This is a genomic window from Streptomyces sp. NPDC037054 (assembly GCF_055606745.1).
Window position 1 is genome coordinate 529152 of the sequence record NZ_JBVJSJ010000002.1, and the last position, 15662, is coordinate 544813.

At 73.5% G+C, this 15662-nt stretch carries 12 protein-coding genes and 2 tRNA genes; 11 read left to right on the forward strand and 3 right to left on the reverse strand.

The features are described from left to right. The first annotated feature begins 32 nt into the window (after positions 1-32). The 5 genes from rsfS to ACZ7D7_RS07335 all read left to right on the forward strand — a co-directional run bounded on the left by rsfS (position 33) and on the right by ACZ7D7_RS07335 (position 1945). On the forward strand, positions 33-476 hold the full coding sequence (gene rsfS / locus ACZ7D7_RS07315) for a ribosome silencing factor (RefSeq protein WP_470822964.1): 444 nt from the start codon (positions 33-35) through the stop codon (positions 474-476). Continuing rightward, positions 473-1135 (forward strand): histidine phosphatase family protein, encoded by a 663-nt coding sequence (locus tag ACZ7D7_RS07320; RefSeq protein WP_470822965.1) that lies wholly within the window; start codon positions 473-475, stop codon positions 1133-1135. Before rsfS ends, ACZ7D7_RS07320 begins: the two co-directional genes overlap by 4 nt. Positions 1136-1265: 130 nt before the next feature. Beyond that, a tRNA-Ala gene (locus ACZ7D7_RS07325) sits at positions 1266-1338 on the forward strand. 196 nt (positions 1339-1534) lie between these two features. Next, positions 1535-1708 (forward strand): hypothetical protein, encoded by a 174-nt coding sequence (locus ACZ7D7_RS07330; protein ID WP_470822966.1) that lies wholly within the window; start codon positions 1535-1537, stop codon positions 1706-1708. Positions 1709-1711: 3 nt separating this feature from the next. Continuing rightward, the gene (locus ACZ7D7_RS07335) at positions 1712-1945 is read left to right on the forward strand and encodes a hypothetical protein (RefSeq protein ID WP_006136074.1); all 234 of its coding nucleotides are present in this window, start codon (positions 1712-1714) and stop codon (positions 1943-1945) included. Here the strand turns inward: ACZ7D7_RS07335 and ACZ7D7_RS07340 are convergent. Continuing rightward, positions 1924-3132: a glycosyltransferase 87 family protein gene (locus tag ACZ7D7_RS07340; protein WP_470822967.1), complete on the reverse strand. Its 1209-nt coding sequence runs from the start codon at positions 3130-3132 to the stop codon at positions 1924-1926. The genes ACZ7D7_RS07335 and ACZ7D7_RS07340 overlap by 22 nt on opposite strands. Positions 3133-3245: 113 nt before the next feature. Between ACZ7D7_RS07340 and ACZ7D7_RS07345 the strand changes: the two genes are divergently transcribed. Continuing rightward, positions 3246-3318 (forward strand) — tRNA-Ala (locus ACZ7D7_RS07345). Between the two features lie 47 nt (positions 3319-3365). Here ACZ7D7_RS07345 and ACZ7D7_RS07350 read toward each other — a convergent pair. Both ACZ7D7_RS07350 and ACZ7D7_RS07355 read right to left on the reverse strand, forming a co-directional pair. Further along, positions 3366-4976, reverse strand: a complete 1611-nt coding sequence (locus tag ACZ7D7_RS07350; RefSeq protein ID WP_470822968.1) for an NADH-ubiquinone oxidoreductase-F iron-sulfur binding region domain-containing protein — start codon at positions 4974-4976, stop codon at positions 3366-3368. Beyond that, positions 4973-6265: a cytochrome b/b6 domain-containing protein gene (locus tag ACZ7D7_RS07355; RefSeq protein WP_470823210.1), complete on the reverse strand. Its 1293-nt coding sequence runs from the start codon at positions 6263-6265 to the stop codon at positions 4973-4975. Before ACZ7D7_RS07355 ends, ACZ7D7_RS07350 begins: the two co-directional genes overlap by 4 nt. A 382-nt stretch (positions 6266-6647) precedes the next feature. Between ACZ7D7_RS07355 and leuS the strand changes: the two genes are divergently transcribed. The 5 genes from leuS to ACZ7D7_RS07380 all read left to right on the forward strand — a co-directional run bounded on the left by leuS (position 6648) and on the right by ACZ7D7_RS07380 (position 15658). Next, positions 6648-9524: a leucine--tRNA ligase gene (gene leuS / locus ACZ7D7_RS07360; protein ID WP_470822969.1), complete on the forward strand. Its 2877-nt coding sequence runs from the start codon at positions 6648-6650 to the stop codon at positions 9522-9524. Between the two features lie 243 nt (positions 9525-9767). Then, positions 9768-10559 (forward strand): hypothetical protein, encoded by a 792-nt coding sequence (locus ACZ7D7_RS07365; RefSeq protein WP_470822970.1) that lies wholly within the window; start codon positions 9768-9770, stop codon positions 10557-10559. 59 nt (positions 10560-10618) lie between these two features. Further along, entirely contained in the window at positions 10619-11464 is an 846-nt protein-coding gene (locus ACZ7D7_RS07370) for a DegV family protein (RefSeq protein WP_470822971.1), read from the forward strand. Positions 11465-11582: 118 nt separating this feature from the next. Next, positions 11583-12791 (forward strand): ComEA family DNA-binding protein, encoded by a 1209-nt coding sequence (locus ACZ7D7_RS07375; RefSeq protein ID WP_470822972.1) that lies wholly within the window; start codon positions 11583-11585, stop codon positions 12789-12791. Positions 12792-12898: 107 nt separating this feature from the next. Further along, a complete protein-coding gene (locus tag ACZ7D7_RS07380; RefSeq protein ID WP_470823211.1) occupies positions 12899-15658 on the forward strand; it encodes a ComEC/Rec2 family competence protein in 2760 nt (919 codons plus the stop codon). The last annotated feature ends 4 nt before the right edge of the window (positions 15659-15662 follow it).

A 15662-nucleotide genomic window follows, 5' to 3' on the forward strand; every position in this document is an offset into this window, starting at 1 on the left:
ATGTCAACCGACCGACGACCGAAAGCCTCGCAGTGACCGCAACGGACCGCTCTCACGAGCTGATCAACACCGCCGCCCAGGCTGCGGCCGACAAGCTCGCGCACGACATCGTCGCCTACGACGTCAGCGACGTACTGTCCATCACGGACGCCTTCCTGCTGGCCTCCGCGCCCAACGACCGCCAGGTCAAGTCCATCGTCGACGAGATCGAGGAACGGCTGAGCAAGGAACTCGGCGCCAAGCCGGTCCGCCGTGAGGGCGACCGCGAGGCCCGCTGGGTCCTGCTCGACTACGTCGACATCGTCGTGCACGTCCAGCACAGCGAGGAGCGGGTCTTCTACGCCCTGGAGCGGCTGTGGAAGGACTGCCCCGAGCTGGAGCTGCCCGAGGACGCCCGCGCCACCCGCGGCAAGGGCGAGGAGCACGCCAGGATGCGCGCCGAGGAGGAGGCCGCGGATCTGGGCGGTGACTGGTGAGCGCCACCGGTGAGGTGGGCGCCCGCAAGGGCCGCCGCGTCATCCTGTGGCGGCACGGCCAGACCGCGTGGAACGTGGAACGCCGCTTCCAGGGCACCACGGACGTCCCGCTCACCGAGACGGGCGTCGCCCAGGCCCGCCGCGCCGCCCGGCTGCTCGCCTCGCTCGGGCCCGACGCGATCGTCGCCTCGGACCTCCAGCGCGCCGCGAACACGGCGGCCGAACTCGCCGCGCTCACCGGCCTCGACGTGACCCACGACGAGAACCTGCGCGAGACCTACGCGGGCGTGTGGCAGGGGCTGACGCACGACGAGATCATCGCCCGGTACGGCGAGGAGTACGACGCGTGGAAGCGCGGCGAGCCGGTGCGCCGCGGCGGCGGCGAACTGGAGACCGAGGTCGCCGACCGCGCCGCCCCGGTGGTCCTCCGGCACGCCGAGAAGCTGCCCGAGCAGGGCACGCTGGTGGTCGTCAGCCACGGCGGCACGATCCGCACCACCATCGGCCGCCTGCTCGGTCTGCCGTCCGGCTCCTGGGAGAGCCTGGGCGGCCTCACCAACTGCTGCTGGTCCGTCCTCGGCGAGGGCGGTCGCGGCTGGCGGCTGATGGAGCACAACGCCGGCACCCTGCCGGAGCCGGTCCTCGGCGACGACGACTGACGTGCCGCCCGACCTGCGCGGCAGCGCCGGGACCCGGATTTCACTTTCTGGCAGGTCGCAGGCTAAAGTTCTTCTTGTTCGCCCCGCCGAGCGGGGCGGGACACCATGCGGCTCACACCGCGTGGCGCGAGGGGCTATAGCTCAGTTGGTAGAGCGCCTGCATGGCATGCAGGAGGTCAGGAGTTCAATTCTCCTTAGCTCCACGGACGAATCCCGTCCCCTTCAAGGGGGGCGGGATTTTTCGTTCCCGCGCTTGAGCAGCCGACGCACGGCAGGCGTATACCCCTGCGAGGGGGTGCCGTGTCCGGACTGGTACTGAGGCGTCGCTGACCGTATTGCTCCAGCCGTGGCAGAATCAAACGGCCGGAAGGGAGCGCGGCCCGACGGGAGGGAGTTGCGATGCCTGCGAGCATCATCGAGGAGGTCCACCACCTCCTCGACGCCGGCGTGACACGGGACACGACCACCCGCCTCAGCTGCCCTTCCTGCGGTTCCGCCCACGTGGCGCAAGTGCTCGGCGACAACGGCGGGATTTCCTACGTGTGCACGGCCTGCGGCCACAGCTGGAGCTGATCGATGGGTGCACACAGGCGGAAGTGCGACTGGTGCGGCAGCGGGACACCGATCGTGCGGGACATGGAGCCGATCAATCCCGACTACCAGTACTGGTGCGAGGAGTGCGCGCGGGCGCTGATCATAAAGGGCGACCCGATCGAGACGTACCGCGAACTGGAGGGCGAGCCGATCTACGGCCGGCTCCTCGAAGAGCACTGCACCCTCAAGCGGTTCTACTCCTTCGTCACGGCCTGACACCGGTCGGCGGCCCCGGCCCTCGCGCCGGCCCAGGCGTACGCGAGGAAGGCGCAGGCGGCACCCGCGTACAGCGCCGACAGCGTCAACTCGACGGCGCCCTGCCCCAGTTCGGGCCGCCCGGCGCCGTGCGGCACCCACCACAGGGCGTACGAGCAGAACACCAGCAGTGCCGCCAATGCGGCCCCGCGTCGCCCGCGCGCCGCCAGGAGCAGCACGAGCGGCACGCACCACACCCAGTGGTGGGACCACGACACCGGGCTGACCAGCAGCGCCGTCGTCGCGCAGGAGACCACCGCCAGGGCCCGCAGCCCGCGCAGCTCGGCCGTCACCGCCACGGCGAGCCCCGCGACCCCGGCCAGGACGGCGCACGCGAGCCACCAGGCGCCCGGATCGGGCGTGTGCAGCAGCCGCGCGAGAACACCGCGCAGTGCCTGGTTCGCGGTCTGCTCCGGATGCCCGGCCCGGTCCGCCTCGAACATCACCCCCGTCCAGAACCGCCACGAGTCGTACGGCAGGATGGCCGCCGCCAGCAGCGTCGCCCCCGCGAACCAGGCCACCGCCCCGCGCGCGTGCCGCAGCCGGGGCCCGCCCGAGCCGCCCCGGACGAGCGCCGCGACGCCGGTGGCGAACAGGAACACCGCGAACAGCGCGGGCGTCAGCTTCACGGCCGCCGCGAGCCCGATGCCGGCCCCGGCCCAGCGCCCACCGGGACGCCGTGACAGATCCCACAGCACCGCCACGGCGAGCAGCAGGTTGACCTGTCCGTAGCGCAGCGTCGTCCACACCGGCTCGCACCACACGGCGACCGCGGCGACCCACCAGACGTTCTCCACGCGCGTGTGCCCCACGAGCCGCAGCGACAGCCGGACGAACAGCACGAGCAGCGTGAGGTTCCCGGCCGTCGCCAGTACGCGCATGCTCTCCGTGTCGAGCAGCGCGAGCGGTACGAACAGCAGCGCGGCGAACGGCGGGTAGGTGGGCGGCAGATCGGCCTCGGTCACGCGCAGGCCGTACAGATCCGCGCCGGCCAGCACCGCCTCGCCCTGGGCCCGGTAGACCAGCAGGTCGATCATCGAGACGTCCGCCGCGCGCTGCGCCACCCAGAACACCGCGAAGGAGAGGAGGCACACCCCGAGCGGGACCGGGAAGCGGCGGTGGACGGCGGAGAACGCGAGCACGGACACGGGAGGCGACATTAGCGGCCGTATCCGACCGGAACGGAAAGGATTTGGTGTTGTCCCGGGGGGACCGTGTAATGTTGGCGTCGCCGCCAGGGAGACCGGGCGGAGCGGAACAAGGGGCTATAGCTCAGTTGGTAGAGCGCCTGCATGGCATGCAGGAGGTCAGGAGTTCAATTCTCCTTAGCTCCACAGAAGTCGAAGGCGGGTCATCCGATCGGATGACCCGCCTTCGGCGTTCAGCGCCCCAGGGCGCGGCGGCCCCGTCCCTGGGACAGCACCGGCAGGTTGCGGGTCGGCGCCTGCGCGCGCGTGTCCTCCTCGATGCGCAGGGCGAGCGCGGGGCACCGGCGCACCGCGCGCATCGCCTTCGCCTCCGCGTAGCGCGGGATCTCCGCCTGCGCCACGGTCGGGAAGCCGTCGGCGCCGAGCTGGAAGACCTCCGGGAGGATGTCCGCGCACAGGCCGTGGCCCCGGCACAGCGTCCAGTCGACGTAGATCTTCTGCCGGCTGGGGCCGTTGTCCCCGGCCGCGCCGCCGCCGGGGATGCCCGTCGGGGCCCTGCCCCCCTCGAAGAGCGGCAGCACGCCCTCCACGGGGCGTCCGCAGCCGTTGCCGAGGACGTGCGCGGCGAGGTCGTCGGTGAACGCCTTGAGGGTCGACTCGATGAACATCGCCGAGCCGTCCGGGTGCGAACACGCCCCGCGCCGCTTCACGTTCCGCGCGACCTGTTTGAGCGCCTCCAGCGCGGCCGGGCCGCCGCCGTTCAGCAGGTCCTCCAGGCCGCGTGCCGCCGCTGGCAGACCGAGGTAGCAGGGGCCGCACTGGCCCGCGCTCTCCTCGGCCAGCCACTGCGCCACCCTGAGCGACTCGCCCAGCGGGCAGGTGTCCTGACCGAGCGGCAGGATCGCCCCGGCGCCCAGCGAACCGCCCACCTGGTCCAGGGAGTTGCGCGAGACGATCGCCTCGTTCACCGCCGCCGAGTCGATCCACTTGCCGTGGTAGCCGCCGGTCAGCACGCCCTGCGGGAGCGGGGGAGCGCCGGCGAGCTGGAGGACGTAGCGCAGCGGCACGCCCGTGGGGACCTCCAGGACCATCGGGCGGGCGACCGCGCCGGAGACCGTGAGCATGACGGTGCCCGGCTCGTCGTAGAGGCCGGTGTTGCCGTAGCGGTCCGGGCCGATGCGGGCGGCGATCGCGAGCTGCGCGAACGTCTCGGCGTTCGACAGCAGGGTGGGCGCGCCGCCGACGCCGCTCCGGGATGCGCTGACCTTGCGGCCCGGCGGGATCGCGGGGCCGCCGTCGATGGAGCGGACCAGCGAGGCCGCGGCGCCCGTGACCATGCGCACCGGGTTGCGCTGCACGCGCGCGCGGAGCACGGAACGGCGGCCGTTGCTGAGCCCGCGCTCGGCCAGCGCGGCCTCCATCGAGCGCTGGGTGGACTCCCGGGTCACGCCGACCACGAGCTGGCGTGCCCCGAGGGCCTCGGCGCACAGCAGCGCGCCGTCCAGGATGAGGTGCGGGGCGCGGTTGATGAGCACCGTGTCCTTGCGGCAGGCCGGTTCGTCCTCGCTGCCGTTGACGACGACGACCGGCCGTACCCCGCGTTTGATCGCCGACTCGGCGACCGAGCGCAGCTTCTTGTGGAAGGGGAACCCGGCGCCGCCGCGTCCTCTGAGGTTGATGCGGTCGGCGAGCTGCGCGAGCTGCTCGCCGCCCATCGGTTCGAGCGGCCCGTGCACCTTCAGGTGCATGGGCAGGTCGAGCCGTTCCACAAGGTCGAAGCCCGACGTGAGCTGGGGAAGGCCGACCACGCGGACTTCGGGTACGTCGGGCAGGGCCTCGTTCACTCAGATCCTCCGGAGGGCGTGTTCCAAGGTTCGCCCGAGCCCGGTGCGTCGAAGTCGTAGGAGGCACCGGGCAGTGTTTCAGTGGCGGGACCGCTGTTGTACGTGTCGTCCGGGTAGTACGTGCCGTAGCGGGCGTTCGTCTCACCGGTGTCGTACACATCACTCGACCCGAGGCCCGCGGCGCCCGGGTTGTCATAGGACGGGACGGTGTATTCCGTGTCGTTGAGCGGGTCGTAGGACGACGGCGGGGCCTCGCCGACCGGCGGCGGCGACGGGATGGGCCAGTTGCCGGAGGCACTCGACCCGCTGTCGACGTACGGCATCGTCTCCGTGGGGCGCATGTCCAGGGGCACGTCCGCGCGCGCGGTCCGCCCGGTCGCGAAGGGCTCCCGTCGCTGTCCGCGCCGCCCGGCGGACGACACGGCGCGGTAGGCGGCGGCGAAGCCGTTGACCGGCTCCCGTCCGGCCGCCTCGTACGCGCCTTCCGCGCGTGCCTCGTACCTGGCGCCCGCGTACGCCCGCGCGGCCGGTTCGTGGCCGGGCAGCGGCGGCTCGGCGGACCGCGCGCGGCTCGCGTCGAGGTCCTCCTGCGCGGTCTGCTCGCCGGCGTTCAGGAACGCGGCGATCCGGTCGGCGACCTGGCGCTTGACCGGGCGGGGCGCCGCGCGCAGCGCGAGGGCGGCCAGGACGCCGAGGACGCACAGGCCGTAGAGGAACACGAAGACCGGCTTCGCGGCCCGGCCCGCGTAGAGGCCGTGGATCAGGGCCGCGCACCAGGCGGGGTAGGCGAGCATGTGCATGGTCCGCCAGCGGGCGGCGACCGGGGCGGGCGAGGCGAAGGCGCTGCGCATCGCGCCGGTGATGCCCACGAAGATCATCAGGAGCCCGGCGGCGGAACCGAGCCCGATCAGACCCTCGCTGCCGGTGACGCCCAGCGCGAAGGGGAGTACCGCGGCGATCGGCTCCGTGTGGTCCAGCGCGATCTTGGTGATGACGTGCAGCAGCAGGAACGCGATCGCGGCGACCGCGGTCGTCCGGTGGACCGCCTGCCCGATGATCCGCTGGCGCGCGTTGAGGAAGATCCGGTCCTGGGCGACCAGGCCCCAGACCACCGAGCAGCTGAGCGAGACGAGGGACAGGACGCCCGCGCCGAAGTTCAGGAACTCGCGGACGTCGTCACCTCCGACCAGCACGATCACGGGCATGAGGAGCAGCACGACGGCCGACGCCGTCCCGTAGGCCGAGCGGCCCGAGCGGGGGAGCGGACGGTTACTACGACGAGGGTTCATGGGGGCGACTCCGAGCAGTTCGGGAAAGCGGTCCCGCTGCCGCACTCTAAGCGCCGCCATACCGACGGGTAGGAGGTTTGAGTTATTGCGCTGTTATCAAACGACAATGCGCTCGTTGCCTTGCCCCATTGCGGTTGTTACGCGAAGTAACCATTGGCCCTGAGTCAACGGTGAACGCCGTCGCGGCCCGCTCGACGGCTGCGGTACCCTAGCGCCATGCGTGCCGTACGCCTTCTGCTTAGCGAGCCGCGCTGATCAGTCCCGGCCACCCGTGACCACACGGTGGCGGAATCGGCGCGGCGTCCCCTCCTGTGCGAGGGGATTTTTCGTTTCTTGAGAAGTCACAGCCGCTGGCAGAGACGATCGATGGAGCTTTGAGGACATGAGCGAGACGAACCCCGCTGCCGCCGCCGCGGAGGCCGCGCCGCACCGCTACACGGCCGCCGTCGCGGCCGAGATCGAGGCACGCTGGCAGGAATTCTGGGACGTCGAGGGCACCTACGCGGCGCCCAACCCGACCGGTGACCTGGCGGGCGACCCGGAACTGGTCGCCCGGCCCAAGAAGTTCATCATGGACATGTTCCCGTACCCCTCCGGTGCGGGCCTGCACGTCGGCCACCCGCTGGGCTACATCGCCACCGACGTCTTCGCCCGGTTCCAGCGCATGACCGGCCACAACGTCCTGCACACCCTGGGCTTCGACGCCTTCGGCCTGCCCGCCGAGCAGTACGCGGTGCAGACCGGCACGCACCCGCGCGTGTCCACCGAGGCCAACATGGAGAACATGAAGTCCCAGCTGCGCCGGCTGGGCCTGGGCCACGACACGCGCCGGTCGTTCGCCACGATCGACCCCGAGTACTACAAGTGGACCCAGTGGATCTTCCTGCAGATCTTCAACTCCTGGTACGACGAGGAGGCGAAGAAGGCCCGGCCGATCTCCGAGCTGGTCGCCCAGTTCGAGAGCGGCGGGCGCCAGGTGCCCGGCGGGCGTCCCTGGAGTGAGCTGACCGACGTCGAGCGCGCCGACGTCCTGAGCGAGTACCGGCTGGCCTACGCCTCCGACGCGCCGGTCAACTGGTGCCCCGGCCTGGGCACCGTCCTGGCCAACGAGGAGGTCACCGCCGACGGCCGCTCCGAGCGCGGCAACTACCCCGTCTTCAAGGCCAAGCTGCGCCAGTGGAACATGCGCATCACCGCCTACGCCGACCGGCTGCTGGACGACCTGGACGCGCTGGACTGGCCCGAGGCCATCAAGCTGCAGCAGCGCAACTGGATCGGCCGCTCCGAGGGCGCCCGCGTCGACTTCCCGATCGACGGCGAGAAGATCACCGTCTTCACCACCCGCCCCGACACCCTGTTCGGCGCCACCTACATGGTGCTGGCGCCCGAGCACCCGCTGGTCGAGAAGTTCACCCCGGCCGCCTGGCCCGAGGGCACCCACGACGTGTGGACCGGCGGCCACGCGACGCCCGCCGAGGCCGTCGCCGCGTACCGCGCGCAGGCCGCGTCCAAGTCCGACGTGGAGCGGCAGGCCGAGGCCAAGGACAAGACCGGCGTCTTCACCGGCTCGTTCGCGACCAACCCCGTCAACGGCGAACCGGTCCCGGTGTTCATCGCCGACTACGTCCTGATGGGCTACGGCACCGGCGCGATCATGGCCGTCCCGGCGCACGACACGCGCGACTTCGCGTTCGCGCGCGCCTTCGAACTGCCCGTCCGCTGCGTCGTGGAGCCGACCGACGGCCGCGGCACGGACACCTCCACCTGGGACGACGCCTTCGCCTCGTACGACGCGAAGATCGTCAACTCCACCGGTGACGACATCTCCCTGGACGGCCTGGGCGTCGTCGAGGCCAAGGCCCGCATCACCGAGTGGCTGGAGAAGTCCGGCACCGGCGAGGGCACCGTCAACTTCCGCCTGCGCGACTGGCTGTTCAGCCGCCAGCGCTACTGGGGCGAGCCCTTCCCGATCGTCTACGACGAGGACGGCGTCGCCCACCCGCTGCCCGAGTCGATGCTGCCGCTGGAGCTGCCCGAGGTCGAGGACTACTCGCCGCGCACCTTCGACCCGGACGACGCCGACACCCAGCCCGAGACGCCGCTGTCCCGCAACGAGGACTGGGTCCACGTCACGCTGGACCTGGGCGACGGCCGGGGCCCGCGCCGGTTCCGGCGCGAGACCAACACCATGCCCAACTGGGCCGGTTCCTGCTGGTACGAGCTGCGCTACCTGGACCCGCACAACTCCGAGAAGCTGGTCGACCCGGCCGTCGAGCAGTACTGGATGGGCCCGCGCGAGGGCCAGCCGCACGGCGGAGTCGACCTGTACGTCGGCGGCGCCGAGCACGCCGTGCTGCACCTGCTGTACGCGCGCTTCTGGTCCAAGGTGCTGTACGACCTGGGGCACGTCTCGTCCGCCGAGCCGTTCCACAAGCTGTTCAACCAGGGCATGATCCAGGCCTACGTGTACCGCGACAGCCGCGGCATCGCCGTGCCGGCCGCCGAGGTGGAGGAGCGCGACGGCGCGTACTACTACCAGGGCGAGAAGGTCTCCCGGCTGCTGGGCAAGATGGGCAAGTCCCTGAAGAACGCGGTCACGCCGGACGAGATCTGCGCCGAGTACGGCGCCGACACGCTGCGCCTGTACGAGATGGCGATGGGCCCGCTGGACGTCTCCCGGCCGTGGGACACGCGCGCGGTGGTCGGCCAGTTCCGGCTGCTGCAGCGGCTGTGGCGCAACGTCGTCGACGAGAACAGCGGTGAGGTCACCGTCGTCGACGCCGAGCCCGACGAGGACACACTGCGTGCCCTGCACAAGGCGATCGACGGGGTGCGCGGCGACCTGGAGGGCATGCGCTTCAACACCGCCATCGCCAAGGTCACCGAGCTGAACAACCACCTGACGAAGGCGGGCGGCCCGGTGCCGCGGTCCGTCGCGGAGCCGCTGGTGCTGATGATCGCGCCGCTGGCCCCGCACATCGCCGAGGAGCTGTGGCGCAAGCTGGGCCACACCGACTCGGTCGTCCACCAGGACTTCCCGGTCGCCGACCCGGCGTACGTGGTGGACGAGACCGTGACCTGCGTCGTGCAGATCAAGGGCAAGGTCAAGGCCCGCCTGGAGGTGTCCCCCGGCATCTCCGACGAGGAGCTGGAGAAGGTCGCGCTGGCCGACGAGAAGGTCGTCGCGGCCCTGGGCGGCGCCGGCATCCGCAAGGTCGTCGTGCGCGCCCCGAAGCTGGTGAACATCGTTCCGGCGTGACACGGGGCGGGGGCGGCTCGGAGTGCCGATTCCGGGCCGGCTCGAGCCGGTCGGTCCGGTCGGTCCGGGGTCGGTCCGGGTCGGTCGGCTCGGGGTGGGCCGGTCGGTCGGCTCGGCGCCGGTCCGGGTCGGGGTAGTCCCCTACGGGCAGGTTCGGGGTTCTTCCGGAACTCCGGACCTGCCCGTTGCGTTTACCGTTGAAGAGCGGCGCGAGACAGGTCGTGCCCGCCGAGGAGGAGCATCGTGGAAGCAGTCATCGCCGTGTTCGCCCTGCTCTTCGTGCTGATCGTGGCGCTCGGCGCGTACGCCACCGTCAAGGCGGTCGGCGCGGCCAAGCGCGCCGCGGACCGCCACATCGTCCAGGCCCGCCGCACGGTCGAGGACCACACCCTGAAGGTCAAGTCCTTCGCCCAGCCCGGCCCGGCCGGCGAGATCGCCCAACTGCGGCTGAAGCTGCGCACGTCGATGCGCGCCACGCAGGACGCGCTGCACGCGGGCGTGGCCGAGGACGCGTCGCTCAAGGAGTCCCTCGGCCTGTTCGAGCGGCTCAGCGCACATGGACACGAGCTGGACGGCGAGCTGCGGCGCCTGGAGTCCGAGCCCGACCGGGCCGCGCTCACCGAGCGGCTGCCCGCGCTGCGCGAGCGCACCGAGCGCATTACGCAGTCGGCGGACTCCCTGCGCTGGGCCGCCCGCGACAGGGCCCGCCGCTTCGCCGACGACGACCTGGACTCCCTGAACGCCCAGATCCACATGGAGGCCGGCGCGCTGCGCCACTGGGACACCGCCGAGCCGTCGGCCGCGCCGCCGCCCTGGCCCGAGGCCCCCGCCGCCGCGGACGGCTCCGCACCGGGGCAGACCTGGCCGGAGACGCACCGGCCCCGGGAGACGTCCCGGTCGCCGAAGACCCCGCAGTCCGCAGAGACGCCGCAGCCGCACACACCGGAGGAGCCGGTGAGGCCCGCGCTCGACGCGCCGACCCGCCGCCCCACCTACCCCTGGCAGAAGAAGGCCCGCCCCGAGAGCACCACTTGAGCGATGGTGTGAACGGCCCGGGCTGCCGCGCGGGCACCACGCCAGGTAACCTCCAGCACATGTCCCGCCATGTCGCCATCGTCACCGATTCCACGGCCTACCTGCCGGCCCGGACGATGGAGCGGCACAACATCACCTCGGTACCCCTGACCGTGGTCCTCGGCGACCAGGCGCTGGAAGAGGGCACCGAGATCTCGACGCGTTCGCTGGCCCAGGCGTTGCAGAAGCGACGGTCGGTCACCACCTCGCGGCCCGGCCCCGAGGTGTTCGCGCGAACCTATCGCGAGGTCGCCGAGTCCGGCGCCACCGGCATCGTCTCCCTCCACCTCTCCGCCGAACTGTCCGGCACCCACGACGCCGCGCTCGTCGCGTCGCGCGAGGCGCCGGTCCCGGTACGGGTCGTGGACACCGGAATGGTCGCGATGGCCCTCGGCTTCTGCGCGCTGGCCGCGGCGGAGACCGCGGAGGCGGGCGGCACGGTCGACGAGGCCGTCACGGCCGCGGAGAAACGGGCGGCGGGCACGTCCGCCTACTTCTACGTCGACACGCTCGACTATCTGCGCCGGGGTGGCCGGATCGGCGCCGCGCAGGCCCTGTTCGGATCGGCGCTCGCGGTGAAACCGCTGCTGAAACTCGACGGCGGGCGGATCGACCTGCTGGAGAAGGTGCGGACGGCGTCGAAGGCGATTGCCCGCCTGGAGGAGATCGTCGCGGACCGGGCGGGCGGCGCCCCCGTCGACATCGCCGTGCACCATCTCGCCGCCCACGACCGGGCGGCGGCCCTCGCGGACCGGCTGCGGGCCCGGGTGCCCGGCCTGGTGGACCTCCATGTGAGCGAGGTGGGCGCGGTGATCGGGGCGCACACCGGGCCCGGGCTGCTGGGGGTCGTGGTTTCGGCGCGGTGACGCGGGCGCGCGGTGCGAAACACTCGTGTGGGTGACGGAGTTTTCCACAACCGGGCGGTAATCCCCGGGAATTGACCAAGATCATCGCGATGGGTGCGGTCTGCCCGATCCTCGTCGCATGGCACTTCGATCACGTCCACGCGCAGCGACCGCCACCAGCGGCCCGGGCAGGGCACCCGCCTCCGACGGCCGCGCACGACACCGCCGTTCACCCCGCGCAGGCGGGCGGACCTGGCGGACACGGGAAGAGCAACGGCAACGGCACGGCCGACGACACACCCAGCGGCACGGCCATCGGCAGGCCTCCGCCGAGGAGGTGCGCCGGCGGGCGGAGGTGTTGTTCGGAGGGCGGGCGCCCGAGGAATTGGAAGAGCGGGAGGCGCCGGGGGAGCACGGGCGGTCCGTGCCGGTGGAGTTGGCGCGGCTGTCGGAGAGGGAGGCCGGGCGCTCGGGGCCGGGCGCCGGGGCGGGTGCGGATGCGGGCGGCGACGAGGACAGCGGCGAAGACGTCGTCGAGGAGCCCGGCGTCGGGCGGCCCGACGCCCGGGTGACCTGGCGGGAGCGGCTGGGGCCTGCCCTGCGGGAGCGGATGCCCGTGTGGCTGCAGGCGAGGTGCGGTGTGGAGCGGCGGAGCGTGCTGGCGCTCACGGCCCTGCTCGTCGTCGGCGCGGCCTTCGCGGCCCAGCACTTCTGGGCCGGCCGTACACAGACCGTGCGGGCACCGGAGGTGGTGCGGGCGGCGGCACCGTACGACGACGATCGCGAGCAGCCCTCGAAAGGGGAAGCAGGCACAGCCCCTCCCGCGCCCGTGGCCAGGACCGCCGCCACGGCGGGCCCCGGCGCCGAGATCGTGGTCGACGTCAGCGGCAAGGTGCGCGACCCGGGCATCCACCGGCTGCCGGCCGGTTCCCGGGTGGCGGACGCGCTGCGCGCCGCGGGCGGGGTACGGCCCGGCACGAGCACCGACGGCCTCAACCGCGCCCGTTTCCTCGTGGACGGCGAGCAGGTGGTCGTGGGCGGCCCGGCCTTCGTGGGCGCCGGAGGAGGCGCCGCGGTGGGCGGAGCCGGCTCGGCGGGAGCAGCGGGCGCCGTCGGCGGGGCGGGCGCGGCCGGGGTGGCCGGGCAGGGCCCTGCGGCTCCCGTCTCCCTCAACACGGCCACCGTGGACCAGTTGGACACCCTGCCGGGCGTCGGCCCCGTCCTCGCCCAGCACATCCTGGACTACCGCGCCCAGCACGGCGGTTTCCGCTCGGTGGACGAGCTGCGCGAGGTCAACGGCATCGGCGAGCGCCGCTTCGCCGACCTCCGGAATCTCGTACGGCCATGAGGGCGCCGGTCGACGGCCCGCGCGGCGGCGGCACCCTCGCCCCGCACGGCACGGCGGTCGCCCCGCACGGCACGGCGGGCGGCCCACGTCGCGCCACCCGGAGTGCCGTGCACGCCGCGTCGGGACAGCGGCTCGGCGCGGCACGCCCCCGGCAGGAGGGCCCTACGGACCTGCGGCTGGTGCCGCCCGCGCTGGCGGCCTGGGCGACGGCAGCGCTGTTGGTGGACGCGCCACCCGGGTGGGTCGGGACAGTGGCCGCCGTATGCGCGGTCGTCGGCGGGGCGTTGCTGTGGGCCGGGGCCCGGGGGCCGTGGCGGTCGAGGACTGGACGTGCTGTTCGCGAGCCGGGTGGCGACGCAGCCCGCCCACCGCGGACCCCGCGGACCCCGCGGACCCCGCGAACCCAACGAGCCCCACGAACACGAACCCCACGGACCCCCTGGACCCGTACGGCCGTTGCCGCCGTGCTGCTCTGCGTCGCCGCGTCGGCCGCCTCGGCGGGGCTGCACGGCGCCGATGTGCGGCGGGGACCGGTCCCGGAGCTGGCGCGGCGGTACGCGACCGTGACCGCCGAGGTCGAGGTCACCTCCGATCCCCGGCTCACCCGGCCCCGGATCGACGGACCCCGCGTGGCACCGACCGCCGCGCTGATCGAGGCCGACGTGCGCCGTGTCGAGGAGGTGGGCGGGGCGGCGGTGGCGACCAGGACACCGGTGCTGATGATCGTCGACGTGGGAGCGGGCGACAGAAAAGGCTTGGGCGGGCCGGATGCCACGCGGGCCTCCGGCGGTGGGCCGGCGACGTCGCCCTGGCTCGGGCTGCTGCCCTCGACCCGGCTCCGGGTCACCGCGCGGCTCGCTCCCCCGAGGGAGGGCGGTGACCGGATCGCGGCCGTGCTGCGCGTACGGGCGCGGGCGGCGCCGGACGTGGTGGGGGAGCCGTCGGGGCCGCAGCGGCTCGCGGGCGGGCTGCGCGCCGGGCTGCGGGAGGCGACCGACGGGCTGTCGGCCGACGCGCGGGCGCTGCTCCCGGGCCTCGTCGTCGGGGACACCTCGCGGGTCACCCCGGAGCTGGACACGGCCTTCAAGGAGACCGACCTCACGCACCTGCTGGCCGTGTCCGGTGCCAACTTCACGATTCTCCTCGCCCTGCTCCTCGGCCCCCCGGGCCTCGCCCAGCGCGCCGAACGCCGCGGTCTGGCGCCCCGCCTCGGCATCTCCCTGCGGCAGACGGCGGTACTCGGTGGTGTGCTCACCCTCGGGTTCGTCGTCGTGTGCAGACCGGACCCGAGCGTGCTGCGGGCGGCCGCCTGCGGTTCCGTCGCGCTGCTGGCCCTCGCCACCGGACGGCGCCGGTCCCTCCTCCCGGCCCTCGCGACGGCCGTCCTGCTGCTCGTGCTGTACGACCCGTGGCTGGGCCGGAGTCACGGCTTCCTGCTCTCCGTGCTGGCCACCGGTGCCCTCCTCACGCTCGCGCCCCGCTGGAGCGCGGCACTGCGCCGGCGCGGGGTGCCGCCCGGCCCGGCCGAGGCGCTGGCCGCGGCGGGGGCGGCGCAGGCGCTGTGCGCGCCGGTCGTCGCCGTGCTGTCGGCGCGGGTGAGCCTGGTGGCCGTGCCGTGCAACCTGCTCGCGGAGTTCGCGGTCGCGCCGGCCACGGTGCTGGGGTTCGCGGCGCTGGCGACGGCACCCGTGGCGATGCCGGTGGCCAAGGCGCTGGCGTGGTGCGCGAGTTGGCCCGCCGAGTGGCTGGCGGCGGTGGCCCGCACCGGGGCCGCGCTGCCCGGCGCGGGCGTCGACTGGCCCGGCGGCTGGACCGGCGCGGCACTGCTGGGCGCCGTGACCGCGGTCCTGCTGTTCGCGGGGCGGCGGCTGCTCGGCCACCCCTGGTTGTGCGGGGCGTGCGTGCTGCTGCTGGCCCTGGTGGTGCTGCGGCCCGTGCCGCTGACGAGGGTGGTCACGGGCTGGCCGCCGCCGGGCTGGCGGATGGTGATGTGCGACGTGGGGCAGGGCGACGCGATGGTGCTCGCGGCGGGCGAGGGCACCGGAGTGGTCGTGGACGCCGGCCCCGACCCGGTGCTTGTCGACCGCTGCCTGCGTGCGCTGGGCGTCACCCGGATCCCGCTCGTCGTGCTGACCCACTTCCACGCCGACCACGTGGCCGGGCTGCCCGGCGTGCTGCGGGGGCGCTCGGTCGGGGCCGTCGAGACGACGGGGTTCGCCGAGCCCGCCGGCCAGGCGGCGTTCGTGCGGAGGGTGTCGGCCGCCCGGGGGGTCCCCGTGACGCGGGCCGCCGCCGGACAGGAACGCCGCACCGGCGAGCTGTCCTGGCAGGTCCTGTGGCCACCGCCCACCCCTCCCGCACCGGAGGGAGACCCGGCCGGAGGCCCGAGTGCCCCGGCCGGAGGCCCGGGTGCCCCGGCCGGCGCACCCCCGGGCCCACCACCGCGCACGCCGCCCAGCACCCACCCCCACACCCACACCTCCGTCCCCGCCCCCGAAGGAGCGAACGACGCCAGCGTCACCCTCCTCGTCCGGACCGCCGGTCTCCGGCTGCTGCTCCTCGGCGACCTCGAACCCCCGGCCCAGCGTGCCCTGGCCGAGTCCCCGGCGGGCGCCGCGCTGAGGGACGTGGACGTGCTCAAGGTCGCCCACCACGGCTCGGCCTACCAGGACCCGGACCTGATACGCAGGGCGGCCCCGCGGCTGGCGCTCATCTCCTGCGGCGCGGACAACTCGTACGGCCACCCGGCCCCGAGCACGCTGGCCGCGCTGCGCGCCCAGGGGGCGGTGGTGCTGCGGACGGACCGCGACGGCGCGCTGGCCGTGACGGGCCGCGCGGGCGGACGGCTGGAGGTGGCGCGAGACTGAGGCA

Bases quoted from the DNA above. Each gene is read 5' to 3' on its own strand.
- ACZ7D7_RS07335 (WP_006136074.1), top strand. From the start codon at position 1,712: ATGGGTGCACACAGGCGGAAGTGCGACTGGTGCGGCAGCGGGACACCG.
- leuS (WP_470822969.1), top strand. From the start codon at position 6,648: ATGAGCGAGACGAACCCCGCTGCCGCCGCCGCGGAGGCCGCGCCGCAC.
- ACZ7D7_RS07330 (WP_470822966.1), top strand. From the start codon at position 1,535: ATGCCTGCGAGCATCATCGAGGAGGTCCACCACCTCCTCGACGCCGGC.
- ACZ7D7_RS07370 (WP_470822971.1), top strand. From the start codon at position 10,619: ATGTCCCGCCATGTCGCCATCGTCACCGATTCCACGGCCTACCTGCCG.
- ACZ7D7_RS07355 (WP_470823210.1), bottom strand. From the start codon at position 6,265: ATGAACCCTCGTCGTAGTAACCGTCCGCTCCCCCGCTCGGGCCGCTCG.
- ACZ7D7_RS07375 (WP_470822972.1), top strand. From the start codon at position 11,583: ATGGCACTTCGATCACGTCCACGCGCAGCGACCGCCACCAGCGGCCCG.